The organism is Cellvibrio sp. PSBB006 (genome assembly GCF_002162135.1).
Classification (GTDB): Bacteria; Pseudomonadota; Gammaproteobacteria; order Pseudomonadales; family Cellvibrionaceae; genus Cellvibrio.
The window spans coordinates 2,091,992-2,118,233 of record NZ_CP021382.1 but is presented as its reverse complement, the minus strand read 5'-3'; the positions used below and the strand labels follow the sequence as shown (position 1 = coordinate 2,118,233).

The window sequence follows — 26,242 nt, the reverse complement described above, 5'->3', positions numbered from 1 at the left end:
TGGGGATTGGTTTTTAGATTTGCTTGATTGGCCAATCGATCATATTGAAGCATAAAGTGTCAGTTCGAGACATTTTATGAGTGAATCGTCACACTACAGCGGCGCGCGGCGGTCAGGCGTGGCCTATACCCAATAAAATCAATACGATGATTCCCAGTATTAAGGACACCGCCTGCCAAAACAGCACTGGGTTTTGGTCAATGAGGGGCGGGCGGGTTTTATTGAGAAATGCCTTGTTGGGATGGCGCAGGTCATAAATAAACTCGGCAGCTTCGTGGTAGCGTTTGTAGGGGTTGGGGTGGACAGCTTTTTTGATAGCGTCATCAACCCAGGCAGGAATCTGGCGGTCGTCTTTGGTAATGGTCGCGTAATGCAATTTATGTTGCGCGGCTTTGGTTCGGGTTTTAGCGATTTGTGTACCGTAGGGTAATTGGCCGGTAAGCATCTGGTAGGTGATCACGCCGAGGGAAAAAATATCGGCGCGGGCGCTGCCAATCTCACCCAAAAAATATTCCGGTGCGGCGTATTGTGCGGTGCCGAGAATGCTGTATTGCTCGCTCGTATTTTCTACGATGCCGGCAACGCGGGTTGCACCAAAATCAATAATTTTTACCGTGCCGGTGTTGTCGATCATGATGTTGTCCGGCCGCACATCCTGATGCACCATTTCAAGCCGGTGAATCGCCCGTAAACCCTTCGCAATTTGTTCGACAATAACGCGCACACTTTCAAGATCCGGCTTCGGGTGATCAATCATCCATTGGGTCAGTGTTTGGCCATCCACATATTCCATCACGGTGTATAAATAGTTGCGCTTCCGGATGGGGGTGTATGCTTTGAGTACATGAGCGTTATTGACCCGTTTGGCGATCCATTCTTCGGTTAACAATCGTTCCAGGTGCTGTTTATCCTGCTGTTGATCCACAGAAGGTGTTTTGAGAATAACCGGTGTTTCAGTCTCCGTGTCGAGCGCAAGATAAACATGACTGCGGTGACTGGCGTGGATTTCGCGCTGAATTTTAAAACCGTCGAACAACATTCGCGCATCCAGGAGCGGCGCAAATGGCAGTTCGGTTAATGGGTGGTAGAGCTCATCGGCGTCCTTCACCGGCAGTTGATCAACACGCACGAGTTGCAGTGTGAGATTGTCGGCGCTGCCGTTTTCATAGGCGCGATTCAAAATGGTTTGTGCGGCCTGATTAACATCATCCGGATGATGTTTCACCGCGTCGATAATGTCGTTAGCACTTACATGTTCATACACACCGTCAGTAGCCAAAACAAACAGGTCGCCTTGCTCAAGGCTCAGCGTTTGATAATCAATTTCGATCTGCGGATTAACACCCAGCGCGCGACTGAGATAACTGGTGTCTTCAGAGATACGCAAACGGTGGTCGTTGGTTAGTTGTTCAAGCGCGTTTTCATGCACACGATAAACACGCGCATCACCGATGTGAAAAATATGCGCCGTGGTGGATTTAACAATCATTGCACTGAAGGTGCACACGTAACCGCGATCCTGCTCATAGCGGTAGGGGCTTTGACGTGTTTGTGCATGCAGCCAGGAATTGGTGGCCATCAGCACACGCATTGCAGACTTTTTAACAGACCAGGTTTCCGGTGTACAAAAATAATCGGCCAGAAAACCGCTTACCGATGTTTCACTGGCAATGTGGCTAACGCTGCTGGTGCTGATGCCATCGGCCAGTGCGATGGCAATACCTTTGGTGGTGCGTGCGGGCTCATCGGGCATAAAGGCGCCGTGGAAATCCTGGTTGATTTCCTTGCGGCCTTTGTCGGTGGCTTGGCCGATGGTTAATAGAAGTTGGGTTGATGGGGGCATGGATTGAGGTGGATGGTTATTATTTAGTTTGGGGGAGATTGTCAGATTAGCCGCTTTGCGGCTAATCCGACCTACATTCAGCGTATTTATTAAAAACTGCGTTTGGGCGCGGTTCTGACGTGGGTGCTGTACAGGGTTAAGCCGGTAAGCGACAAACCGCCGACCAGGTTGCCGATGACCACGGGAATTTCATTCCAGATCAGGTAATCCATAATCGAAAAATTACCGCCCATGATCAAACCGGAAGGAAACAAAAACATATTCACCACCGAGTGCTCAAAGCCCATGGCGAAGAACAACATGATCGGCATCCACATCGCAATCACCTTACCGCTCACACTCGTCGACACCATCGCACCTACCACACCGAGCGACACCATCCAGTTACACAACACACCGCGAATAAAAATGGTCAGCATCCCACCCGCACCATACTCCTTATAACCCAGTGTGCGACCTTCACCGATATCACCGATAACCTTACCTACTTGACTGGGCTCAGTGGTAAAACCATAGGTAAACACAATCGCCATTAAAAACGCGACCGTCAGGGCACCCAGGAAATTACCGGTAAACACCACCCCCCAATGCTTGAGAATCGCACCCCAGGTAACACCGGGACGGTTATCAAACTTCGCCAGCGGCGTTAACACAAATACCCCCGTCAACAAATCAAAACCCATCAAATACAAAATACAAAACCCGACCGGAAACAACACCGCACCCAACAACGGCGAACCGGTTTGAACGGAAACCGTAACGGCAAACACCGCCGCAATCGCCAGGATAGCGCCCGCCATATAGGCTCGGATCAACGCATCGCGCGTGGCCATATAAATTTTGGACTCGCCAGCATCTACCATTTTGGTAACAAATTCTGAGGGGACAAGATAAGACATAGGGCACTCTCTCAAGAACGGATTTATCGATAAGCATTACGGAAAGCAATTTCTGCCTGACTGGCTTATCGCAATATCTATGCCCGATTCTTGAGGATGTGATGTATCTCTTTGTTTAGGCTGGATTTTTTATTTTGAGGTGGCAAAACCACAGAGAGGGTATTCATTTTGTGCATTAATTTAATGCACAAAATATTCATATAAAGTCATACTGAATTTAAATGGTGCAAATAATTGGCACAAAAACAGTGCTATATTTCCGCTCAAAGTTGCTTATTGGTCTAATTTGGTGCGATCTGATTTGATGTTTTGGCGCAATGCAAGTTTGTTATCAGGACAAGGTTTCGAAACCCTCAAGTCAAGGACGACTTGAGGGAGCTACAGGGAGGTATGCATGCGTTTTCGAAACCTTGTCCTGATAACAAACGGATTAAGAACCACCCGAGGTTAAACGCCTACTCATCATCTTCCCGCGTTACCAACTGCTCCAACCCCACCCCGGGATCTTCCTCCCCACACGCCGCCACATCCGCCGGACTCCCCGCCTCAGCCTCATGATGCGTCAACACCATATCCCGATGCTCCGTATCAGTCGGTCGGCGCTTCTTATCCACCGGCGGCCTTACCGGCGCTTCACTCTCGGATCGCTTACTCATACACCATCTCCTGCAAAAAATCAGATCAAATCAACATCAGCCTCATTCGCCTGAACAATAAGTGTCATCGTTGAGTGGTCCAAAAAAATAAACCGGGTCGAGAAAATCTCGGCCCGGTTGTGCGGCAATGCAGAAGCAATACGATTAATCGTCGTATTTATCCATCAACTTTTTACACTCTTTGTGTTTGTCTTTGTAACGGTCTTCTTTGGTCTCTTTCCACTTCTCCAGCTGATCCATCTCTGCATCGGTCAATACCGCATCCAGCTGTTCTTTTTTGCGATCTTTCAGTGCGTTTATTTCTTCGTGCGCACGATCTTTAATGTCTTCTTTCTGATCTTTGTAATTATCCATAATGGTTTTTACCTGATCAGCTTTTGCACCTTGCAGATTCAATGCTTTAATCGCATCGTCATCAGCAAAGGCAGCCAGTGGCATAGCCAAAGTTAAACCTGCGATTGCAATCATTTTTTTCATTTGCATGTTGTATCTCCTTACATGTGTTGGGCAATGTCAACGAAGCCATACGCAATTTTTTCTGCCGATGGTCTTCTGATGGCAGCAACCAAGTAACGATAAAGTAACGAAAACGATAAAGTAACGAAAAAGTTGCTACCTATTTCTTGACTGGGGAGTGTCGGGAAAGTTGTGTAGGTTGCCACACATAGACGCAGTTTTTTAAATTTACCGTGTAATTGCTGGTATTTTGACGCCGTAAAACGACTTGACCCGACACAAGGTCGGGTCAAGTCGCTGGCTTACTGCGAAGAGGAGTTCAGATTACTGCCAGGGCTTTCCGCGCGTGCGTTCCAGATAAGGTAATTTGATGTGCAGCGCTGCTTTGGCGACGATGTGTGCGCTCACCGGTGCGGTAATAAATAGAAATAATGTCACCAATAGTTCATGCAAGCTGATGCCGTCGCCGCGTGTACTGAAAAACACCATGGAACCGATCAGTACACCACCGACCCCAAGGGTGGTTGCTTTAGCAGGTCCGTGCAGACGCATATAAAAATCCGGCAACCGAATCAAGCCAATAGAACCGATCAAGGCAAAGCTGGCACCGATCAATAGAAAGAGCGAAATAAGCACTTCAATCCACGAAAAACTTTCCATTGCTTTACCTCCGTTACTCGATGATGTCGCCGCGCAATAAATATTTTGATAAGGCTACGGTGCCGACAAAACCCATCACCGCAATCAATAATGCCGCTTCAAAATAGAGTGCTGATTGTTGATAAATGCCGAACAGGATCAGCAACGCAATGGCGTTTACGTACATCGTATCCAGCGCGAGTATGCGATCCGGTAGTGACGGACCTATAGCCAAACGCCACAGGTTAAGTGCTATAGCCATGCTGATCATCAGCATGGCAACAGGAATGACGATCATGAGCATTCGAAGATCTCCTTCAGCGGTTTTTCATAACGCTGTTTTAATTCTGCGATGGACGCATCAATGTCGTCGACATGCAGAACGTGAATCAGCAAGGCACTGCGGTCGACACTTAAGTCCGCCGAAACGGTTCCCGGCGTAAGCGATATCGTGCTGGCCAAAACGGTGATGGTGAAATCTTCCTTGATGTCCAGCGGCAGGGTCATGAAAGCGGGTTGTAATTTTTTACTCGGGCCGAGGATGCGCACTGCCAACACGCCGTTGGCGATGACGATGTCCCACAGCACCATCAGCACGAAGCGTGTGGCAAGCAGCGGCTTATGAAGCCTGGTCGCTTCCGGCCAAAAGGCATGCGTCAAAAACGGAATCAGCCAGGCGAGTATCGCGCCCAGCACGATGTGGCCCGCGCTGAACTCATTCACCATCAACAGCCAGAGCACCCACATAAACAGGCTCAGAGCCGGGTGCGGCAACCAGCGGCGGTGCTGATTCGTAGCGTTATCAGCGGGTAAATGCTTGTCGGTGGATTGGCTCATGGTCAATCTCCTTGCTGCGGACGGTGGTTGAGCACCGCATCAATATAATGACCGGGATTCATCACCTGCTCGGCAATGCCACGGGTGTACTCAATGGCGTAATTGCCCCAGATCATCAAAGCAAAGCTGAACCCCATCAAACCGAAGATGGCGAGCAGCGACCAGATATCCGCCTTGGGCGCCTCTTCCACCCGGTTTTCTGTGCGCCAGAAGATGGTGCTGCCGCTGCGGCTGAGGGCCGTTAATACCGCGAGACTGGCGGTTAGTACCGTGGCCCAGAGCCAGACGGCCTGAGTACCGCTCGCGGCTTGCAGGATTAAAGCCTTGCCGATAAAGCCGCTGAGCGGCGGCATACCGATCACGCTGATGGCGCAGGCAAAGAACAGGCTGCCCAGCAGGATAGGCTGGCGCAGCCTGGGACCGGCGATGATCTGATCCGCTGTGACGCCGCGTTGCCGCACAATCAAATCCGCCAGCAGGAATAATGCACCGGAGATCCAGGTGGAGTGCAGCAGGTAAAAGAGGGTTGCCCCCAGCGCTACCTCACTGTTGATCGCCACCCCGGCGAGCAGGGTGCCAACGGAAATAATGACCAGATAAGCCACCTGCATCCGCAGTTCCTGGGCGGCCAGGGCGCCAATAAAACCGAGCACCAAGGTGGTCAGTGCCAGGGGCCATAGCCAGGGCAGGGCGAGGTTGGCCAGCAGGCCAGCTTCGTCGCCGAAGATAAGCGTGTAAACCCGGATGATGGTGTAAACACCCACCTTGGTCATGATGGCAAATAACGCGGCGATGGGCGCGCTGGCGGAGGCATAGGCGCGCGGCAGCCAGAAATACAGCGGCACCATCGCGGCTTTAAGCCCAAACACCAGCAATAGCAAGATAGCGGCGGCGGCCACCAGCGGCGCATCCGCCGGATTCACCTGCGCCACCCGTTGCGCCATATCGGCCATGTTGAGCGTGCCGGTCAAGCCGTAGAGGACTGCAACAGCAATCAGGAACAGCGCCGAACCCGCCAGGTTAAGCACGACATAATGCAGCCCCGCCTTCGCTCGCGCCGCGCCGTTGTCCTGCAAGAGCAGGGCATAGGAAGCCAGCAATAGGACTTCAAAGAACACGAACAGGTTAAAGATATCGCCGGTGAGGAAGGCACCATTGACTCCCAGTAACAGAAAATGCGCCAGGCTATGGAACGACTGTCCGCCCTGGGGTGCTTCCTCAGCGGTGGTGTAGAGCAGGCTGAAGAATGCCAGGGTGCTGGTGAGCACTAAAAGGATCGCACTCAGGCGATCCAGCACTAACACGATACCGAACGGCGGTGCCCAGTTGCCCAAGGCATAAACCACCAATTCGCCGGTGTTGGCGGTAAACAGTAGTTGCAGGGTGACCAGCGTCAGCAGGCCGGTGCTGATCAGACTCAGCACATGGCCGAGCATCCGGCGACTTTCCGGGACCAGCAAGAGCAGCAATCCCGTCAATAACGGCAACAGGATGGGCAGGATAATCAGGTGACTCATTGCGCCTCATCCTCCGCCGCCGGGCGGCCGTCGACATGATCATTGCCCAGCTCGGCGCGGGCGCGCAGGGCCAGTACCAGCAAAAATGCCGTCATGGCAAAACTGATGACAATCGCGGTGAGCACCAAAGCCTGGGGTAGCGGGTCGGTGTAGCGATCACCGGAACCGATCACCGCAGGCGCGCCGCTGTGCAGGCGTCCCATCACGAAGATAAACAGGTTGACGGCGTAGGACAGCAGCGTCAGCCCGATGATGACCGGGAAGGTGCGGCCGCGCAGCATCAGGTAAACACCGCAACCGGTCAGCACCGCAATAATGATCGCAATCAGGGCTTCCATGGGGATTCCTCCTGTGTGGTTTCGGTGGGCGTGTCGTAGCTGGTCTGGGCCAGCTTGCCCAGGTTGGACAGGATCACCAGGGTCGCGCCGACGACGGTAATGTACACACCGGTGTCAAACACCATCGCCGATGCCAATTCGAACTCACCCACAATGGGCCAGTGAACATGGGTAAAGGTGGAGGTGAGGAAGGGATAACCGAAGAGCCAGCTCGCCAGGCCGGTCGCGGTCGCCAGTAAGACACCGCTGGCGGCGACGCTGCGGTAGGACCAGTTGAGTCGCTGCTGCACCCAGTCGGTACCGCTGGCGACATATTGCAGGATCAGCGCCACACTGGTGATTAATCCGGCGATAAATCCGCCACCCGGCAGGTTATGACCGCGCAGGAAGATATAGAAAGACACCATCAACGCCAGGGGCAATAAGATGCGCGCCAGCACCATCAGGATGGGCGGATAAGGATCTTTGGACCAGACCCGACCGGTACCATCGGCATTGGGCACCGGCAGACGCAGTCTGCGCAGCATGGCGAAGATGCCCACCGCCGCGATGGCCAACACGGTAATTTCCCCCAGGGTATCAAAGCCGCGGAAGTCCACGAGAATCACATTTACCACGTTGGTGCCGCCCCCGCCGCTGACGCTGTTCGCCAGGTAATAATCGGCGATGGTTTCATAGGGACGCGTAAGCACCGCCCAGGTCAACAGCCCCATACCGATCCCCGCCGCACCGGCGAGCAGAATATCGCGGCTGATACGCCACCGGCTCGATTCACTGGGGCTGACCTGCGGCAGAAAGTAGAGGGCCAACATCATCAGGACGATGGTTACAACTTCCACCGACAACTGCGTAAGTGCCAGGTCCGGCGCAGAGAAACGGACAAAGATCAGCGCCACGATCAAGCCCACCACGCTCAACAGCAGCAGGGCGGCAAAGCGATTGTGGTGGACGATGACGGTACCCAATGCACCCACGATAAGCACCAGGGTTGCCAGCACACTTACACCATCCAGAGGCGTCATCGCCAGGGTGCCGCTGAAACTGTTCAGGGGCCATAACTCAATGCCGGCCGCCAATACCGCCATGCCCACAAACAACACCAGATAGCGTTGCAAGGAGCCATTCTCCAAACGTTTGGTGATGGACTGCGCCAGGCGCACGCTACGTTGAACCCGAGCTTCAAAGACAATTTTTTCATCGCGCCGGTATTGCCGCTCGTAAAAAGCGAAGAATCCCTTGCGTTGGTGATACAGGAGCAGCCCGCCCGCAAGGGCGATGAAGCTCATCATCAGCGGCAGATTAAAGCCATGCCAGATAGCGATCTGGTAGCTGGGCATCTCCGTACCGATCACCGCCAGACTGGCGGCATCAAGGAAGGGGGCAACCGTGAAGTTGGGTAGGGTGCCGACAAGCACGCACAAGATCATCAGAATCGCCATGGGCACGATCATGTAGGGCGGTGCCTCATGCGGCGGATACTTGGGCAGATCAATGGGTTCGCCATTGAAGAACACATCGTGGATAAACCGGTAGGAATAGGCCACCGCAAAAATACCGGCGAGGGTCGCCAGCAGCGGCACCAGCCAGGCGTAGTGTCCCAGTGCCTCCAGGTGCAGGGTTTCGGCAAAGAACATCTCCTTGCTTAAAAATCCATTCAATAAAGGCACGCCTGCCATGGCCGAGGCGGCCACCATGGCGACCGTAGCCGTTACCGGCATATAGCGCCACATCCCGTTGATGCGCCGCATATCCCGCGTGCCGGTTTCGTGGTCGATGATGCCCGCCGCCATGAAAAGCGAGGCTTTAAAGGTGGCGTGGTTGATAATGTGGAAGATCGCGGCAATCGCACCCAGTTGGCTGTTTAACCCGAACAACATGGTGATCAGTCCCAGATGGCTGATCGTTGAAAATGCCAATAACCCTTTCAGGTCGTGCTTGAACAGCGCGGTGTAGGCGGCAAACACCAGCGTGGTCAGGCCGGTAGCGGTGACGATGTAAAACCATAAATCGGTACCCGCCAGAGCCGGATACATCCGCGCCAGCAAAAACACCCCGGCTTTCACCATGGTGGCCGAATGCAGGTAGGCAGAGACGGGCGTCGGGGCCGACATGGCGTGAGGCAGCCAGAAGTGGAACGGAAACTGGGCCGACTTGGTAAAAGCGCCCAGTAACACCAGGATCAATACCACCGGATACAAACTGTGCGCGCGGATCTCGTCTCCGGAGGCCAGGATCACGCTCAAGCTGAAGCTGCCCACGATATCGCCCAACAACAAGGCGCCGGCCAGTAATGCCAGGCCACCGGCGCCGGTAATCATCAACGCCATGCGCGCACCCTTGCGCGCTTCGGATTTGATGGACCAGTAGCTGATCAACAGGAAAGAGCTGAGGCTGGTTAACTCCCAGAACACGATCATCAGCAGGATGTTGTCGGACATCACGATGCCGAGCATCGCCATCATGAAGATCTGCAAAAGTCCGTAGAGTTTGCCGAGGGAGTCTTTTTCGGCGAGGTAATAACGTGCATAAAGAATAACCAGCAAGCCGATGCCGGTAATTAACAGCCCGAACATCATGCTCAAGCCATCAAGCCGCAGGCTGAGGTTCATGCCCAGCAGCGGCAACCATTCCTGATGAAAAAACAGGACATCGCCAGCAAAGATAACCGGCAGGTGATAGATCAATAAACCAATGGAAATGAGTGGCGCAACGGCTGCTGAAAAAGCGCACACCGTGCGCCCATAGCGTTCACACCACAAGGGCAAGCACGCGCCCAATAACGGTAAAAAAATAACGAGCAGTAATGTCATGGAGACAACACTCCTGGTAACAAGACACAGCCAGTCAGCGTGAGCGCTGACAATAATTATTGCAATATGGCAGGGGTGCCAACCAGAGGCGGGTCAGTGAAGAAGGGACGGCGCTTCGCTCGGAAACAGCGCGCACGCATCGTAAAGATAATCTGCAGGAGTGACATTTCGCGTCCTGTTAGGGTTGTGAGTGGATAACAAATGCTACACCCAGTCAACAAAAGCCCGACAGTTATACCGCGAGACGTATGGCAACGCCAGTATTTCTTGCAAGCGGGGAGGCAAACGCGAACGATTTTTCTGCTTTGGCGTTAACAGGCAAAGGCTACAAACGTCGCGCCAAACAACTTTAAGCGCGGTGCATGCACCGCGTTAAATTTTGTAAGGAAAAGTGCGAACGATGAAACAGCTTTCATTGAAAAAGCTTGTTTGCATGTAATCGTTCGCAGCGTTTGTCAATGTTTGATGATGGCGATCTGGATACTGCCTACGCGGAAACCCCATTTACGCAGGATTGAATGATTGATAACGGTATTTTTATCAACCCGCCACATCCAGTCTTCCACATTGAGATTAATCTTTTTGTTGCGGTAATCAACTTCCAGCACATAGTCAACATGCATGGCGTTTCCGCTGATCTGCGCTTTGCCAATACCGATAACATCGCCAGCGGTGGCCTGGTAGTGATTCGGGCCGGCAGGGGAGAGCGTCCAGGTTCGGAGTTGTACTTCACCATCATCAAAAACAAAACGTTCGGCGAGCGTACCAACGTTGTTGTCCCAGGAGGCGTCGATAGTTGCGGTGAAATAACGGGTGACTTCGCCGCGTCGATTCTTCACGACGCCGTGCGCGGTTAATTGACCATTGAAAAATTCTTGTGGAGCAAAAGCGGGCGAGTTATTTGCGTACTGGCGCACGTCTGTTGCAGAACATGCGCCGAGGGTGGTAGCGATATATAAAATGAGAATTTTTTGCCAGTGTTTAAACGGAGCCAGGCTGATCATGCGTGCGTTACCTCATAGATGAATATGACGGTAACGGCTGTTTCCCTAGAACAGATCAGTAAAAATAAATCCCAGGGCGACGACTTGTGCATGGTCGTCGTAATCAATCAATGATTGGCCGTAACCGTTAAAGTATTTAACGTAACCGCGGATAGTTTGGGAGCGTTGTGATACAGGAAAGCTCCAGCCTAATTCCACGGCACCTTTATTCTCACTACGCAGGTTGTTGCGCAGCATGACATTAAAGATATTCTGTTTACGTTTATAGGCCCCGTTTAGTTCAAAGTTACCCATAAATTTTTCAATATCCGGGTTGTCGTCGCCGCGTGGGTCGCCGGGATAATCTTCTTCATCTTCGGGCAAGCGATACCAGGGGGTAAAGGCGAAGACAAAATTATCTTTTTCAAAGACGGTATTGAACATCAAGCGGTTCCAGCTGCGCGACAATTCGCCACTCTGACCGTTGGATTGATGATTGATAATGCCTTCGTTCAATACGTTGCGAAAACCGAAAATTTCCCAGTCGTTGGTAAAGCTCAGGATCAACTCCGGTTGGTGATTGGTGTCGCGAAAGGGAGCGGAAATATCGCGGTTGTACACTTGCCAGAAAGCCTGGCTGGTATAACCGAGGAATAAATGCCCGTTGTCATCAAAAATTCCTTCGCGTAACAGAATCTTGATGCTTAGCTGGAATTCAGCTTCCGTATGCCGCAGATCCTGTAGCTGGCTATCGACAGCAATGTAGGGTTCGGTATTGGGGTTGTCTTTGTAGCTCGCCAGCATGATGTAGTTGCGGCGATGGGGGGTAAGCGTGAATCGGTTGGCCCGGTTCAGGGCTTCAATGGTCATGCGCTCATTCAACGCTCGCCGTTCATTTTTGGGTTTTGCTGAAACTGTCTCGGTTTCCAGTTCGTCGGATTGTGACAGTACTTTTTTTTCCAGCAAAAGTCGGCATCCGGCTTTAAGTTCTTCTACCGACATATCGTCCGCCGCGCCGGTCACGCTGGAGCGCAAGCATGCATTGAGGTCCGAGGTCGGGATGGTAATGTCTGATGCAGATGTTTGGGCTTGGGCACATACGGCAGACATCAAGAGTCCGCTCGCCAACAACAACCGGTTTGCCATGAATACCACCTGAAGATTGAAGAGTTTGCGGGCTATTGTAGGTATTGTGCCTGTTAAGGCAAGCATTCATTTTGCCCGATGGGGTCGGGATCAACGGTAGGTTTGCGTTTTTTAGCTGCTGTCAGGTGAAGGGTAAAGCTGTGTTTGGCTGAATGGTGATTGATGAATTAACTGGACTGTAACCAGTTTTCAATATCTTCCTCGTGCCAGCGCGTAATCAACTGAATACCCTCTTCAATAACATGTAGATAGACATCAATGATGTCGGTGGCAACGCTGAATAAGCGATTGCTGTCGGTGGTAATCTTTCCGCCGTGCAGCACGTCGCTCTCTACCATATTGAGCAGGAACATCAATTTAATTTCGTAGCTTTTCAATTGCCCGAGCAAACCGATGTCGTCCTCCAGGATGCCTTCAAGGCGTTTGGCCTGGTGCCGCAATTTTTCATTGTTAACCCGCGTGCACTGGATGACGTAGCGCAGCTTTCCGTCGTGGTGACTGTCACAATGGCCGATAGCGGCGGCATAGGTAGACAGGGCGCGAATGCGACCTATCTGCTCAACGACCGAGGGCATCAAGCGCGTGGAAAAGTGCAACACTTCCAGATGTCGAAAGCGGTTTGGGTAACTGGTGCCGTCAACGTTCACCACCGCGACATCCGGATGGCTGTTCACCAGCGTGGATACCGGTTGCTCCAGTTGTTTGGCCAGCGTGGCCAGCATCCCCAGTAATTGTTCAATTAAATGACAATGTAACTCGTAATTGTCGATGACCGAGTCCTGTTGCCAGTCGCGGCTGATCGTCACCCAGGCACTGTGCAAATTTTCCTGGTCCCGCTCCGACAAGAGCTGGTTGGTGTGAGCGGCAAAGGTTTGCAGCGACATCAGCCGGCGCTCCAATTGCAGCTGCAAACGGTCAAACTCCTCGCGGAAAAGTGTGTTACCGCCCAATAAGGCCATACTCATACCGCGATGGCGTTGAACCGCCTTGATCATTTGTATAAGTTGTTTGATGAGGTTGAGTGCATCCTGACGTTGGCGGTACAACTCACAGAACTGCGCGAACATCTCAGTGTCCGTGCTAGCAGATGGTGCAGAAAACAAACCCTTATGTGCGATCATGGTGCTCTTGATTCACTTGTGCCGATGGTGAGTGAACAAACGGGCCGAGCGAGGGCTCAGCGGTGGTGCATTAGCGAAAATGTGAGCAACAGCTATGCCAGCTGATCAAATTTCGCCTTGTATTCGCACGCATTCTTGCCGGAATTATAACCATGTCCCGTTGCTGTTATCGATGCCGTCTATTTACTGACAAGCGACCGGCTTGTGACATTTTTATCTAACGAAGGAAATCCTGTTATGAAATTGATAGCCATCAGCGGAAGCTTGCGCAAAGGTTCCCTCAACACTGCTTTACTACAAGCCGCCATCCAAGAGCTGCCCGAAGGTGTATCGGTTAGTCTGGAGTCATTTGCCGATATACCGGTTTATAACGAAGATATCGATGGCGAAGACAAGCCCGACGCGGTAGTCCGGTTAAAAGAAGCCGTTGCTAGTGCAGACGGTTTGTTGATTGCAACCCCGGAATACAATTACGCGCTGCCCGGCGGCTTGAAGAATGCCCTGGATTGGTTATCCCGCCCGGCGTTTAAATCGGTATTGGCCCACAAGCCGGCGGCGATCATGAGCGCATCCAAGGGGCCAACCGGTGGTGCCCGCGCCCAGGGCCAATTGAAGTTGGTACTGGCTGCTGTGCTGGCGGAGGCCTACCCGGCGCCGGAATTTATTGTGCCCCAGGCACAACAAGTCTTCACTGAGGATGGCGTGTTGACCGATGACAATGTGAAAACCCGACTGCACCGGTTCGTGAATGAATATATCGCCTGGGTGGAGGCTCGCTTTAAATAAGTCCTCAGGATGTCCGCTTGCTTTGCGGACATCCGCCCGCTCTCCCGCATCATTTCCTCGTCGAAACTCTATGTGCTTTTACAGCGTTAAATAATGTTAGTTAGCTGTAAAATTTATAGCTTGTATACTAGAGTTCAAAAACAATAACGAGGACTCCATCTATGAATATTTCCCGTCGTAAGCTGCTGGCATCTACCGCTCTGCTGGGCACCTTCGCACAACTGAAACACACGGCATTTGCCAAAGCCCTTGCGGATACCGGATTGAAAGATCAATACCGTAATGACTTTCTGATCGGCACGGCAGTCAGCTCTGCTTCTTTAGCCGATAACGACAGCAAGATGCTTGGTTTAATCGCGCGCGAGTTTAATTCCATCACTGCTGAAAACGCCATGAAATGGGGCCCGATTCGCCCCACGCTGGATAACTGGCAATGGGATCTGGCCGACAAGTTTGTTGACTTCGGTACGCGCAACAAGATGCATATCGTCGGACACACGCTGGTATGGCACAGCCAGGTGCCGGACGCTGTATTTCTCGATGAAAAAGGCAAGCCCCTAAACAAACAAGCGCTGCTCAAGGTGATGGAAGAACACGTGACTACCTTGATGGAACGTTACAAAGGTCGAATTCCCGCCTGGGATGTGGTTAACGAAGCAATCGAGGACGATGGCCAGTGGCGCCAGAGCCCCTGGTATAAAGCGACGGGTACCGACTATATTGCTCGCGCCTTTCATCTTGCTCACGACATCGATCCCAAAGCGCACCTGATGTACAACGATTACAACATGGCCATGCCTGGCAAGCGCGATGGTGTTGTTGCCATGTTGAAAGACTTCAAGAAAAAAGGCGTGCCTATTCACGGTGTGGGATTGCAAGGCCATGTGGGTATGGGGCATCCCGAGCTGGCGGAGCTGGAAGCAAGCATCGTGGCCTACGCCGAGCAGGGCGTGCGAGTGCATATTACCGAGCTGGATGTTGATGTGCTGCCGAGCGTGTGGGGGATTACCGGTGCTGACGTTGCCACCCGTTTCCAATATCGTCCGGAGATTGATCCTTACATTGATGGTTTGACTGCTGAAGCGGAAGAGGCGCTGAGTGAACGTTATGTCGCGCTTTTTAAAATCTTCCTCAAGCATCGCGACAAAATCGACCGCGTAACTTTTTGGGGTGTGAGCGATAACCTCAGTTGGCTCAATGACTTTCCGGTACCGGGGCGGACTAACTATCCACTGTTATTTGATCGCAAGTTGGAACCCAAAGCAGCCTATTTCCGGTTGATGGATCTCAAGGGGTAAGTATCGCCGCAAATTCTGTCATCGCAGATCTTGCGGTGCAGTCTGTCTAATTCTAAAGCTGCGCAGGTAAAGCCTGCGCAGAAACGCAATTACTCGCCTCTCTCTGCCAACTTTTCTCAGCTATTAATTTAGCCCTTTTAATAAATTTTCCCTTTCCCTATCAGTATTCATCAATGGCGCGCAATCCATAGGTAATAAATATTGCACAGGTGAAAAATTTCGCATATGATTGCTCAAATAGTCATATATACCATAATAATGCGTATATTCTGAATTTTAGCTATGCCATAAAAATATATAAAAAGAGGTCATGTTATGTGGAGCAGGTTCCTGACCCTGGCCACACCGGCTAAATTCCGCAGTTGCTGGCTGCGTATCTCCTTCTTGATAATCTGGGTATTCGCAGGGGCGATTTCCGCCAATGCGGCCACAGCAGATCAAGGCTTGCGTATTTGGTTTGATCAACCAGCCAGTGATTGGGAACGCGAAGGTCTGCCTATCGGTAACGGCGCTATGGGTGCGGTTATTCTGGGCGGTATTGCGACAGACATTATTCAATTCAATGAAAAAACCCTCTGGACCGGCGGCCCCGGTTCTGTGCAAGGCTATGATTTTGGCTGGCCCAAGGAGCCGCGGCTGGAGGCCTTGGCCAAGGTGCGTAAAACCCTGGCAGCGCAAGGCGCTATGGCTCCTGAAGCCGTCGCGCAGCAATTGGGTAACAAAATCACCGGTTACGGCGACTATCAAACCTTTGGCGATCTGTTGCTGGAATTTCCTTCGCTTGGTGAAGTAAGCCATTATCGACGCGAACTGGATTTGCACGGTGCTCTGGCCCGCGTGAGCTTTTCCCACGACGGCGTGACATATTCGCGCGAATATTTTGCCAGTTACCCGGACGGTGTAATTGTGGTGCGCGTGACGGCGGATCAGCCGGGCAAGATTAATTTCAGTGCGCGCTTTAATACGCCGGACAACCGGGAGCAAAAATCCACAGCACGCAACGGACGTATAACGCTGACGGGGCATCTCAAAGACAATCGTCTGGCCTTTGATGCGCAGGTGCAAGTTGTTCACGAGGGCGGTCGGTTATCCAACGCAAAAGATGGTGTGGTAACGGTGACCAACGCTGATGCCGCTACCCTGGTGCTTTACGCCGGTACTAATTACGCCTTGTCGTATCCGCACTACCGTACTGACGACCCTCATGCGCGTGTCACCAAGCGCGTGACGCAAGCCAGTAAAAAACCTTATGAAAAATTACTGAGTGATCACCAAGCGGATTACCGCGCGTTGTTTGATCGCGTCTCTTTGGATATTGGTCAAACCAATCCTGATAAACCGACGCCCCAGTTGTTATCGAATTATCGCAAAGGCGATCACGCTGGTGATCGCGCGTTAGAAGCTTTGTACTTTCAATACGGTCGATATTTATTAATTGCATCATCCCGCGCTGGGTCTTTGCCCGCAAATTTGCAGGGTGTATGGAATCACTCCATCACACCGCCATGGAATGCGGACTACCACGTAAATATTAACCTGCAGATGAATTACTGGCCGGCAGAGGTGACCAACCTCAGCGAAACCTCCGGGCCATTATTTGATTTTGTTGATGCGCTGGTCGAGCCTGGTCGCGTCTCCGCCAAAAAACTGTTAGGTGCAGACGGTTGGACGTTATTTCTCAACACCAACATCTGGGGTTTTACCGGCGTTATTGAATGGCCAACGGCGTTCTGGCAGCCGGAGGCGGGCGCTTGGCTGGCGCAACATTATTACGAGCATTACCGCTTTACCGGCGATGAAAAATTCCTGCGTGATCGCGCTTACCCGGTGATGAAAGGTGCCGCGCAATTCTGGCTGGATGCGTTGGTAAAAGACCCTCGCGATGGTTTATGGGTTGTCTCCCCCAGCTATTCTCCTGAGCACGGTGATTTCACCGTGGCGGCAGCTATGTCCCAACAAATTGTGTTTGATCTACTAACCAATGTTTACGCCGCCGCAGAGCAACTCGGCGATAGTCAATTTCAACAGCAAGTCGGCAAAACATTGATGCAACTGGACAAGGGTATTCGCATCGGCTCATGGGGCCAATTGCAGGAATGGAAGTCAGATCTTGATGATCCCGAAAACGATCATCGCCATGTTTCCCATTTGTTTGCGTTGCATCCCGGTCATCAAATTAACAACAGCGATCAAAAATTTTTGGCAGCAGCACGTACTTCATTAAATGCGCGTGGCGATGGTGGAACCGGTTGGGCGCAAGCATGGAAAGTCAATTTGTGGGCGCGTTTGCTTGATGGTGATCGCGCGCACAAATTACTGGGTGACCAACTGACGGCAAGCACTTTACCTAATTTGTGGGACAACCATCCGCCGTTCCAGATTGACGGCAACTTTGGTGCAACCGCCGGCATGGCCGAGATGTTATTGCAAAGCCAAAATCGCGAAATCCATTTGTTACCCGCCTTGCCAAAAGCCTGGGCTAATGGTGCTGTGACGGGTTTGCGTGCGCGAGGTGATATCACCCTTGACATGAACTGGTCTGACAACGAATTAACGGATGTAATCATAAAAACCGGAAAAGCCGGAACGACTTATCTGCGCTCGTCCCTGTTCAACAAAAAATTCCAGTTAATCAAACTCCCGGATGGAGCTGTCATCGCTACACAAGGCGATGATGACGTAAGGCACTTTATTGCACAGGCGGGAGAGACCTATCGCTTGGCTGCAGTATTAGCGGACTAAAACAATAACAACCGGGCTGTTCCATAACAAAGTAATTCAAAAAACGGCAAGAGTTTTTGGAAAATACTAATAACGATAGAAAACATTGTATCGAACACACTGTTTCTCGGTGCAGTAAAGAGATAGCCATAACCATGGCAAAACAATAATAGATGTTCGGGGTGGTTTAACCTTCATTTGGAGAAAATTCATGATAATTAAAAATAAAGATCAATTTTTAAAGAAAAAGTTACCATTGCATATCAAGCTCGCATCCGGCCTATCGCTGCTGGGCGCAATGGGGGTGGCCGCGCCATCAATGGCTCAGGATATTGAAGAAATTGTTGTGTCGGGGCAGCGCGGGAGTGTCCAGTCTGCACAACTGATTAAGCAGAACTCTGAACAAATCGTTGATTCAATCGTGTCCGACGACATTGGTAAATTGCCGGATCGCAGTATTACCGAAGCTATTCAACGTATTCCTGGTGTAACCATTGAACGTTTTATTTCTATCGGCGATCCGGAGCACTTTTCTGCAGAGGGAAGTGGTGTTGCTATTCGTGGTATGAAGCATGTCCGCAGTGAATTGAATGGTAGAGATAGCTTCTCCGCAAGCGGCGGGCGCAGTTTGTCATTCGAAGATGTTCCCGCAGAATTGATGGCGGGTGTGGATGTTTATAAAAACCCCTCAGCCGATATGATCGAAGGTGGCTTGGGTGGTACGGTCAACCTGCGCACCAAAATGCCATTTGATAGTGATGGTCAGCATATCGCCGTATCAGCCAGTGCTAACTACGGGGATTTTGCGGAAGAAACCAGACCTTCCTTTTCCGCGTTATACAGCAATCGCTGGGATACGAACGCCGGTGAGTTTGGTTTACTTTTGGATGTAGCTTCTTCAGAAATTGCTACTCGCACAGACGGTATTTTCGTGCGTCCATTTTTTGCTCGCACAGACATAGTCGAGGGCGAGACAACATGGGTTCCCAAGGGCGCTGACTGGCGGACGATGAATTTCGAACGTGAACGCCTGGGGACTTATGGCGCCTTGCAATGGCGACCCAATGAAGAAACGGAAGTCTACTTTACGGTATTCCGCAGTGAATACGATATGAACTGGGATGAAGATGCCATCTTTGTTCAGAATGATCCCTGGGCGACCAACTTCTCTGACGATTCTGTCTATGATGAAAATGGTGTTTTTGTTAGTGGTCGCTTCACCAATGCAGCTCCACCAGATTGGGCACCGCAGGTTCCCGGCATTCCGTTCGGTGCCGACATTCGCGTATCAACCAGGACATCAATCACCACCGATTATTCCACAGGAATTAAATGGCTTCCCAGTGATAGTTGGGAATTCGGTACCGACTTCCAATATACCGATTCCTCTACGGAATCGCTTGATAGCACCGTCGCTACCGGCATCAACTTGAATTACATTGATGTTGATCTGTCCGGCGGTTTGCCTTCCATCAGTACTGACGCTGAATACCTGGCAGATCCAACCAATTATTACTGGGGCTTTGCAATGCCTCATATCGAAGACAGCAATGCAGATCAATTCGCGTGGCGAGCAGATGCGCAATATAACTTCGAAAGTTCGGTGGTTAAATCCGTAAAATTTGGTGTAAGGGTCACTGATCGTAAGGCTGAGAATATCAACACCAGCTATCACTGGCAGGGTATTTATCAAACCTGGATGACCACAGCCTGGGGTGGTGCCCTCAATGTAGATGAATTAGGTATGCCGTACATGCAAGACGGCTCCCAGATGCGTTTTAACACCTTCTCGAACTTCTTCCGCGGCGATGCGGATCTACAAGGTGTTGTCTGGGCGCCCAGTTTGGAAATTGCCAAAGGTTATCCAGAAAGTTTCGTACAGCTCTATGCGGATGCCGGTGCTTATGCGGATTCTTTAGGTCACGCTACAACAGATGGCACGCCGTTTTCTGAGTTTTACCCGTACACATTGCGTGATAAAAATGATCCCGAATGGCTGAATATTCAGGAAGAAAAAACCTACGCAGCTTATGCGTTATTGCGTTTTGGTTTCGATGACTGGTCGCTTCCGCTGGATGGTAATTTGGGATTGCGTGTCGTTCAAACGGATGCTGTTTCAGAAGGTAATCTTGTGTATCCCAATACCGTGCCACAGGCCCCTTTTGGAAACGGTCAATCGGAAACCATGCAGGTTGGCAATAAATATACTGATGTGCTGCCGAGTCTTAATCTGCGGTTAAAAATTACTGATGCGTTAATTGCACGTCTGGCGCTGTCACAAGCTATTGCCCGGCCTGATTTCAGCCAGATGCAAGCTTATCGCGTGTTAAGCGCGGATCAGGATGCAACGACAAATACTTGGAATTTATCTGCCAGCTCCTGGAGTAATCCAAATCTGCGTCCTTTGGAAGCGGACCAGGCTGACTTGTCATTTGAGTGGTATTTCAATGATGCCGGTGGTATGGCGCATATAAATTTCTTTTACAAAGAGATCGATGGAATTATCCGTAATCAATCTGTGGTTGAAGAGTATCCAGGTTTAGATGGCAACTTATATCCTTATCTGGTTACTCAGCCGGTAAACGCCGGTTCAGCGGATATCTCCGGTTTCGAAATCGGATACAGCCAGTTCTTTGATCAACTCCCGGAACCATTCGATGGTTTGGGTATGCAGCTTAACTACACCTACATTGACAGCTCCACAGACATTCCTGTGTCGGAAGATCCTGATAACCCTGGTCAATTTATCGCACCACGCGATACAGATGGCAGAGACTATCAGGGTGATTTGCCATATGAAGGTCTTTCTGAAAATGCCTACAACATTGTCGGTATGTACGAAAAGGGGCCTTTGTCTATTCGACTTGCCTGGAGCTGGCGTGATGAGTATTTAATGTCTATTGGACCGAATGGATTTAACGGTTCTGATGGCGGGGTTGGCAGCAATCAAAGCGTTAACTGGAAGCTGCCAGTATACAGCGATGACAGCGGTCAACTCGATGGTTCGATTTTCTACAAGCTCAATGACAACCTGCAGATCGGCCTGGAGATGAATAACCTGACCAATGAAGAAACTCGTACCATCATGAAACAAAACCCTGACGGTGCTGGCGATCATTACGCTTCTTATTTCGTCAACGACACCCGTTACGCACTGACACTGCGCGCTAATTTTTAATTAGTGTGTTTCAGTTACCTTGCACCGACGGCGGCGGTGCAAGGGCCTCGTTGAGCGTTGTATCAGAGTATCTGAATGCTCAGCCAGGTTCTGATTAATGCGTTTTGATTAATCAGAACCTATGAGGTTACGTTGTACCGCTAAACTATGCCGAGTTGGAGCTCTTGCGCGTCCACAGACTTTTTGCGAAGTGTGTGGGCGCATTTTTATTGAGCGATAATGGTTATTGAGTCGGAGAATACTATGTTCACCCGCCGTATGGCTGATGCAGGCTGTGGTCTGTTGTTGCGTTATTTTCTTTCCTGCGTATTGCTTGCTGCGCTAAGTTTTTCGCCGGTACAGGCAGCAGAAATTCCCTCGTTAGTTACCCAGAATGGTCGCCATGCATTGATGGTAGATGGTGAGCCTTATTTGATTCTCGGTGCGCAAACCAATAATTCAGCCAATTATCCAGCGGCATTAAAAGATGTCTGGCCGACCTTGGAAAAGATGCATGCCAATACATTAAGCATTCCCGTGGCGTGGGAACAGATTGAGCCCGAAGAAGGAAAATTTGATTTTTCTTTTGTAGATTATCTGGTTGAAGAATCCCGTAAGCGCGGGCTGCGGTTAAATTTATTGTGGTTTGCGACTTGGAAAAACAATGCACCACACTACGCGCCAGCATGGGTGAAGCTGGACAATAAGCGTTTTCCTCGGGTGGTTAAACAGGACGGTGATACCTTGAATTCCCTGTCGCCGCATTTCAGGAGCACCCTGGACGCCGACAAGAAAGCCTTTGTGGCGTTGATGACGCACTTGAAAAAAATCGATAAGAAACACACCGTCATTTTGGTGCAAGTAGAAAATGAAGTAGGCACCTACGGTTCTGTCAGGGATTTCTCACCGACGGCGCAGAAAATTTTCAATTCACCCGTGCCCGATGTGCTGGTGAAAAAACTCGGCGTGAAATCCGGCACCTGGCCGGAAGTCTTTGGCAAAGATGCCGACGAATTTTTCCATGCCTACCACATTGCCATTTATGTGGATGAGATAGCAGCGGCAGGTAAGGCAGTGAAGCCCTTGCCAATGAATGTAAATGTGGCCTTGCGCAATCCTTTTAATCCCGGCTTGCCCGGCCAATATTCCAGCGGTGGTCCTACGGATAACGTCATTGATATCTGGAAAGCGGCGGCTCCGCATATTGATATGCTCTCTCCGGATATTTATTTTCGCGATTACAAAGCGGTGGATAAAGTGTTGGAACTGTATTCGCGGCCCGACAATGCGCTGTTTGTTGCCGAGATCGGCAATGATCAACCCTTCGCCCGTTATTTCTTTTCTACCTTGGGTTACCGGGGAATCGGCTTTGCACCCTTCGGTATGGATGACACGGATTACGTGAATTATCCCCTGGGTACTAAAACGATGAATGATGAAGCCATCGAGTATTTCGCTCAGAACTATCGCCTGCTGGCGCCTATGGCGCGGGAATGGGCAAAAATGAGTTTTGACGGCAAGGTGTGGGGTGTGGCAGAACCGGTCGACACTAATGCCACTAATGAAAAAATCTGGAATGCCGAAGCCACACCGGAAGAACAAAAAGCTGAAGCGGTAAAAAATGCAGCGAATTACACGCAATTGCTGGACCTGGGCTTGTGGGATGCCGAGGTAACCTATGGCCGCCATATGTTTTGGATTGATCCACCAGTTGGCAACAATCCTTCTTCCGGCGGTGTACTGATTGCACAGCTCAGTGACAATGAATATCTTGTCACCGGCTATCGGGCCCGTGCCACCTTCAAGGGTTCAGCCGAGTTGCAGGGTAAAAAATATATGATCGACCGCGTAGAAGAAGGTCACTATAAAGATGGACAATGGGTGTTCGAGCGAGTGTGGAATGGTGATCAGACTGATTGGGGGCTGAATTTCACCTCGCGTATGCACATATTAAAAGTGCGTATGGCAACATATGAAACGCAGTAATCATTAATAACTAAAAATCGAGGAGAAAACGATGCTAACGACCAGGCATTTTATCAAGAGCTGCGTCATAGGGCTGGCGTCTCTAGCCTTACTGCAAGCGTGCTCAAAGAATGGCAATGAAACAAACCCGACAACATCGGCCGAGACCGAACAGGTGCAGTCATTGGCACAGGTGGAGCGCGTGGCGGATGGTGTCATCCTGACATTGGCCGATGGGCCCGCTAAAAAAGTGCGTTTGCAGGTGATGGCCGATAATATTATTCGTGTCACTGCAGTGCCTGGCGAAAGCTTTGCTGTGGTCCCGCCCAGTATCCAGGTCGTCGCGCAGCCTACCACCAACCTGCCATTTACCACGGATCAACAGGGCAATAACCTGATCCTGAAAACCGATGCAATGACAGCGGAAGTGTCGCTGAGCAATGGCGTAATTACCTTCCGTGATGCAGCGGGTAATCTGTTGCTACAGGAAGAAAATCGCGGCACCTTTTCACCGGTAATTGGCGATCCGGATGACGTGGATGCGGATTCCTTTGCGATTCGCCAGGAATTTAACCGCAACACCGATGAAGGTTTTTTTGGTTTGGGCCAACACCAGAACGGCCAGGTAAATTACGCGGGCGAGAATGTTGAGCTGACCACTTACAACCTGGTTATCTCCATTCCCTATGTGGTTTCTTCGCGCAACTACGGCGTGCTGTGGGACAATAATTCCATTACCCGTTTTGGCAATCCGCAAGAAGCCCAGCCATTAAATGCCTCGTTGACATTGTACGATGCCGACGGTAAGGAAGGCGGTCTGACGGTGCGTTACTTTGTCGGTGATGAATTAAAACTGACGCGCGTTGAGGCAGATTTTGACCATCAATTCCTGCGTCAGGGTTCTAACCTGGAAAATCCCTTCCCGGCTGAAGTGGCCGATGCTTACAAAAACAATACGCTGCGTGTTGAACTTGAAGGCAGCATAGAAGCCGCGACCTCCGGCAAACACCAATTCAAGATGTATTCCTCCGGCTATGCCACCCTCGCTTTCGATGGCGAAACGGTTCTTGAGCGCTGGCGCATGAACTGGAACCCCTGGTATCACGACCATTACATGGAGATGAATGCCGGCGAGAAAAAATCCATTCGCGTTGATTGGAAGCCCGACGGCGGTTACTTCCATTTGCGTCATCTGGATGCGCAATCGGACGAGCAACAAAATCAATTGTCGCTGGCTTCGGAGACGGGCAAGACCATTGATTACTATGTTGTAGTCGGTGGCAACAAAGATGAGGTTATCGCGGGTTATCGTCACCTGACCGGTAAATCGGTCATGCTGCCGAAATGGGCTTACGGATTCTGGCAGAGTCGTGAGCGTTACAAATCCTCAGATGAAATCATCACCAACCTGAAAGAATATCGCGATCGCAAAATCCCTATCGACAATATCGTGCTGGATTGGTCCTACTGGCCGGAAGACGCCTGGGGTAGTCACGACTTTGATAAGCAATTCTTCCCCGACCCGAAAAAACTCGTGGATCAAGTGCACGATATGAATGCCCAGATCATGATCTCGGTATGGCCCAAGTTTTATCCCACCACGGAAAACTACAAAGAGTTAAACGCAAAAGGTTTTATGTTTAACCGCAACATCGAAGAAGAAAATCTGGATTGGATCGGCAAGGGTTACCTGAATGCGTTTTACGATCCTTTTACGCCGGAAGCCACGGCCATTTTCTGGCGGCAAATTAAAGACAAGATTAATGTTCACGGTTTTGACGCCTGGTGGCTCGATGCGGTTGAGCCAGACATCCATTCCAATCTCAGCTTCACAAAACGCAAGGAATTGATGACCCCCAACGCATTGGGCAACGGAGCGGAAGTGTTTAACGCTTACGCGGTTCCCCACGCCGAAGGTGTTTATCACGGTGAACGAAATACCGATGGCGATAAGCGCTCTTTTATCCTGACGCGTTCCGGCTTCGGTGGTATCCAACGTACCGGCGCTGCCATCTGGAGCGGTGACATCGTATCGCGCTGGAGTGATATGAAAGATCAAATTGCGGCGGGTATCGGTGTGAACCTGGCCGGTGTAACCAACTGGACCTTTGATATCGGCGGCTTTACGCCAGAAAACCGTTTCCGTGGTTCGAAGAAAGGTTTTGTAGGCTCATGGAAAGATCTGGATAAAGAGCAGGTAGAAGAATGGCAGGAATTGAATGCACGTTGGTATCAATTCGGTGCTTTCGTTCCGTTGTATCGCTCCCACGGCCAAAATCCTTACCGCGAAATTTTTAACATTGCGGATCAAGGCTCTGAGACTTACGACAGCATGGTGTGGTACACCAAACTGCGCTACCGTTTGATGCCTTACATCTACACCCTCGCGGGCGATACCTTCCACAAAGATGGCACCATTATGCGTGGTTTGGTGATGGATTTCCCTGATGATAAAAAAGCCTGGGATATCAATACGCAGTACATGTTTGGTCCGGCGTTTTTAGTGAATCCGGTGGTGGAATTCAAAGCGCGCAGCCGCGAAGTGTATCTGCCGACTGGCACCAGCTGGTACGATTTCTATACCGGCGAGAAACACGAAGGCGGTCAGACCATTGATGCGGCGGCGCCTTATTCACGTATACCGTTATTCGTCAAAGCGGGTTCCATTGTGCCAACCGGCCCGGCTATTCAATACACGGATGAAGGCTTGAATGCTCCGCTGACGTTGAACGTATACACCGGTGCGGATGGCACGTTTGAAATTTATGAAGACGATGGTCGTTCATACGATTACGAGAAAGGCCAATGGTCGCGCATCCCGGTCAGTTACGATGAAGCCAAGGGTGAGCTAACCATCGGTGATCGTATCGGCGGCTTTGAAGAGATGGCTGAGAAACGCAGCATCAGCGTGCGCTGGATTTCCGGCCCTAACAAAGATGCCGCCAACTTTGATGCTAAACCGGCGGAGACTTTGGAGTACAGCGGTAAAGCTATCACTGTAAAACGCGCGCCGTAAATTATTTATGCGCAATAAAAAAACCGCCGTGTTGTTGCCGACACGGCGGTTTTT

19 protein-coding genes are annotated in these 26,242 nt (G+C 50.9%); 6 read left to right on the top strand and 13 right to left on the bottom strand.

The features are described from left to right. Positions 1 to 112: 112 nt before the first annotated feature. From CBR65_RS08720 to CBR65_RS08660, 13 genes are all read right to left on the bottom strand, one after another. Positions 113 to 1,843, bottom strand: coding sequence for a bifunctional protein-serine/threonine kinase/phosphatase (locus CBR65_RS08720; RefSeq protein WP_087466501.1), 1,731 nt, complete (start codon positions 1,841 to 1,843; stop codon positions 113 to 115). Positions 1,844 to 1,932: 89 nt separating this feature from the next. Continuing rightward, positions 1,933 to 2,742, bottom strand: coding sequence for a formate/nitrite transporter family protein (locus CBR65_RS08715; RefSeq protein ID WP_087466500.1), 810 nt, complete (start codon positions 2,740 to 2,742; stop codon positions 1,933 to 1,935). Positions 2,743 to 3,197: 455 nt separating this feature from the next. Then, positions 3,198 to 3,398, bottom strand: coding sequence for a hypothetical protein (locus CBR65_RS08710; RefSeq protein ID WP_087466499.1), 201 nt, complete (start codon positions 3,396 to 3,398; stop codon positions 3,198 to 3,200). A gap of 144 nt (positions 3,399 to 3,542) precedes the next feature. After that, on the bottom strand, positions 3,543 to 3,881 hold the full coding sequence (locus CBR65_RS08705) for a hypothetical protein (RefSeq protein ID WP_087466498.1): 339 nt from the start codon (positions 3,879 to 3,881) through the stop codon (positions 3,543 to 3,545). Positions 3,882 to 4,178: 297 nt separating this feature from the next. After that, the gene (locus CBR65_RS08700) at positions 4,179 to 4,514 is read right to left on the bottom strand and encodes a Na+/H+ antiporter subunit G (protein ID WP_087466497.1); all 336 of its coding nucleotides are present in this window, start codon (positions 4,512 to 4,514) and stop codon (positions 4,179 to 4,181) included. 13 nt (positions 4,515 to 4,527) lie between these two features. Beyond that, complete coding sequence (locus CBR65_RS08695) at positions 4,528 to 4,797, bottom strand: K+/H+ antiporter subunit F (RefSeq protein ID WP_087466496.1); 270 nt, start codon at positions 4,795 to 4,797, stop codon at positions 4,528 to 4,530. After that, positions 4,788 to 5,330: a Na+/H+ antiporter subunit E gene (locus CBR65_RS08690; protein ID WP_087466495.1), complete on the bottom strand. Its 543-nt coding sequence runs from the start codon at positions 5,328 to 5,330 to the stop codon at positions 4,788 to 4,790. Before CBR65_RS08690 ends, CBR65_RS08695 begins: the two co-directional genes overlap by 10 nt. A gap of 2 nt (positions 5,331 to 5,332) precedes the next feature. Next, positions 5,333 to 6,847: a monovalent cation/H+ antiporter subunit D gene (locus CBR65_RS08685; protein ID WP_087466494.1), complete on the bottom strand. Its 1,515-nt coding sequence runs from the start codon at positions 6,845 to 6,847 to the stop codon at positions 5,333 to 5,335. Further along, on the bottom strand, positions 6,844 to 7,185 hold the full coding sequence (locus tag CBR65_RS08680) for a Na+/H+ antiporter subunit C (RefSeq protein ID WP_087466493.1): 342 nt from the start codon (positions 7,183 to 7,185) through the stop codon (positions 6,844 to 6,846). The genes CBR65_RS08685 and CBR65_RS08680 overlap by 4 nt, the downstream gene beginning before the upstream one ends. Then, the gene (locus CBR65_RS08675) at positions 7,173 to 9,995 is read right to left on the bottom strand and encodes a monovalent cation/H+ antiporter subunit A (protein ID WP_087466492.1); all 2,823 of its coding nucleotides are present in this window, start codon (positions 9,993 to 9,995) and stop codon (positions 7,173 to 7,175) included. The genes CBR65_RS08680 and CBR65_RS08675 overlap by 13 nt, the downstream gene beginning before the upstream one ends. 455 nt (positions 9,996 to 10,450) lie before the next feature. Next, positions 10,451 to 10,999 carry a DUF3833 domain-containing protein gene (locus CBR65_RS08670; RefSeq protein ID WP_087466491.1) on the bottom strand — a complete coding sequence of 183 codons (549 nt, stop codon included), beginning with the start codon at positions 10,997 to 10,999 and terminating at the stop codon, positions 10,451 to 10,453. Between the two features lie 45 nt (positions 11,000 to 11,044). Then, positions 11,045 to 12,124, bottom strand: a complete 1,080-nt coding sequence (locus tag CBR65_RS08665) for a phospholipase A (RefSeq protein ID WP_087466490.1) — start codon at positions 12,122 to 12,124, stop codon at positions 11,045 to 11,047. A gap of 167 nt (positions 12,125 to 12,291) precedes the next feature. Beyond that, positions 12,292 to 13,245, bottom strand: a complete 954-nt coding sequence (locus tag CBR65_RS08660) for a hypothetical protein (protein WP_087466489.1) — start codon at positions 13,243 to 13,245, stop codon at positions 12,292 to 12,294. Positions 13,246 to 13,482: 237 nt separating this feature from the next. Between CBR65_RS08660 and CBR65_RS08655 the strand changes: the two genes are divergently transcribed. The 6 genes from CBR65_RS08655 (at position 13,483) to CBR65_RS08630 (ending at position 26,188) form a co-directional block, all read left to right on the top strand. Further along, entirely contained in the window at positions 13,483 to 14,031 is a 549-nt protein-coding gene (locus tag CBR65_RS08655) for an NADPH-dependent FMN reductase (protein ID WP_087466488.1), read from the top strand. Between the two features lie 161 nt (positions 14,032 to 14,192). Beyond that, positions 14,193 to 15,329, top strand: coding sequence for an endo-1,4-beta-xylanase (locus CBR65_RS08650; protein ID WP_087466487.1), 1,137 nt, complete (start codon positions 14,193 to 14,195; stop codon positions 15,327 to 15,329). A gap of 315 nt (positions 15,330 to 15,644) precedes the next feature. Further along, positions 15,645 to 18,071, top strand: coding sequence for a glycoside hydrolase N-terminal domain-containing protein (locus tag CBR65_RS08645; protein ID WP_087466486.1), 2,427 nt, complete (start codon positions 15,645 to 15,647; stop codon positions 18,069 to 18,071). A gap of 190 nt (positions 18,072 to 18,261) precedes the next feature. After that, on the top strand, positions 18,262 to 21,228 hold the full coding sequence (locus CBR65_RS08640; RefSeq protein WP_087466485.1) for a TonB-dependent receptor: 2,967 nt from the start codon (positions 18,262 to 18,264) through the stop codon (positions 21,226 to 21,228). A gap of 243 nt (positions 21,229 to 21,471) precedes the next feature. Continuing rightward, positions 21,472 to 23,193, top strand: a complete 1,722-nt coding sequence (locus CBR65_RS08635) for a DUF5597 domain-containing protein (protein ID WP_232461402.1) — start codon at positions 21,472 to 21,474, stop codon at positions 23,191 to 23,193. A gap of 31 nt (positions 23,194 to 23,224) precedes the next feature. Continuing rightward, on the top strand, positions 23,225 to 26,188 hold the full coding sequence (locus tag CBR65_RS08630) for a TIM-barrel domain-containing protein (protein ID WP_087466484.1): 2,964 nt from the start codon (positions 23,225 to 23,227) through the stop codon (positions 26,186 to 26,188). Positions 26,189 to 26,242: the final 54 nt, after the last annotated feature.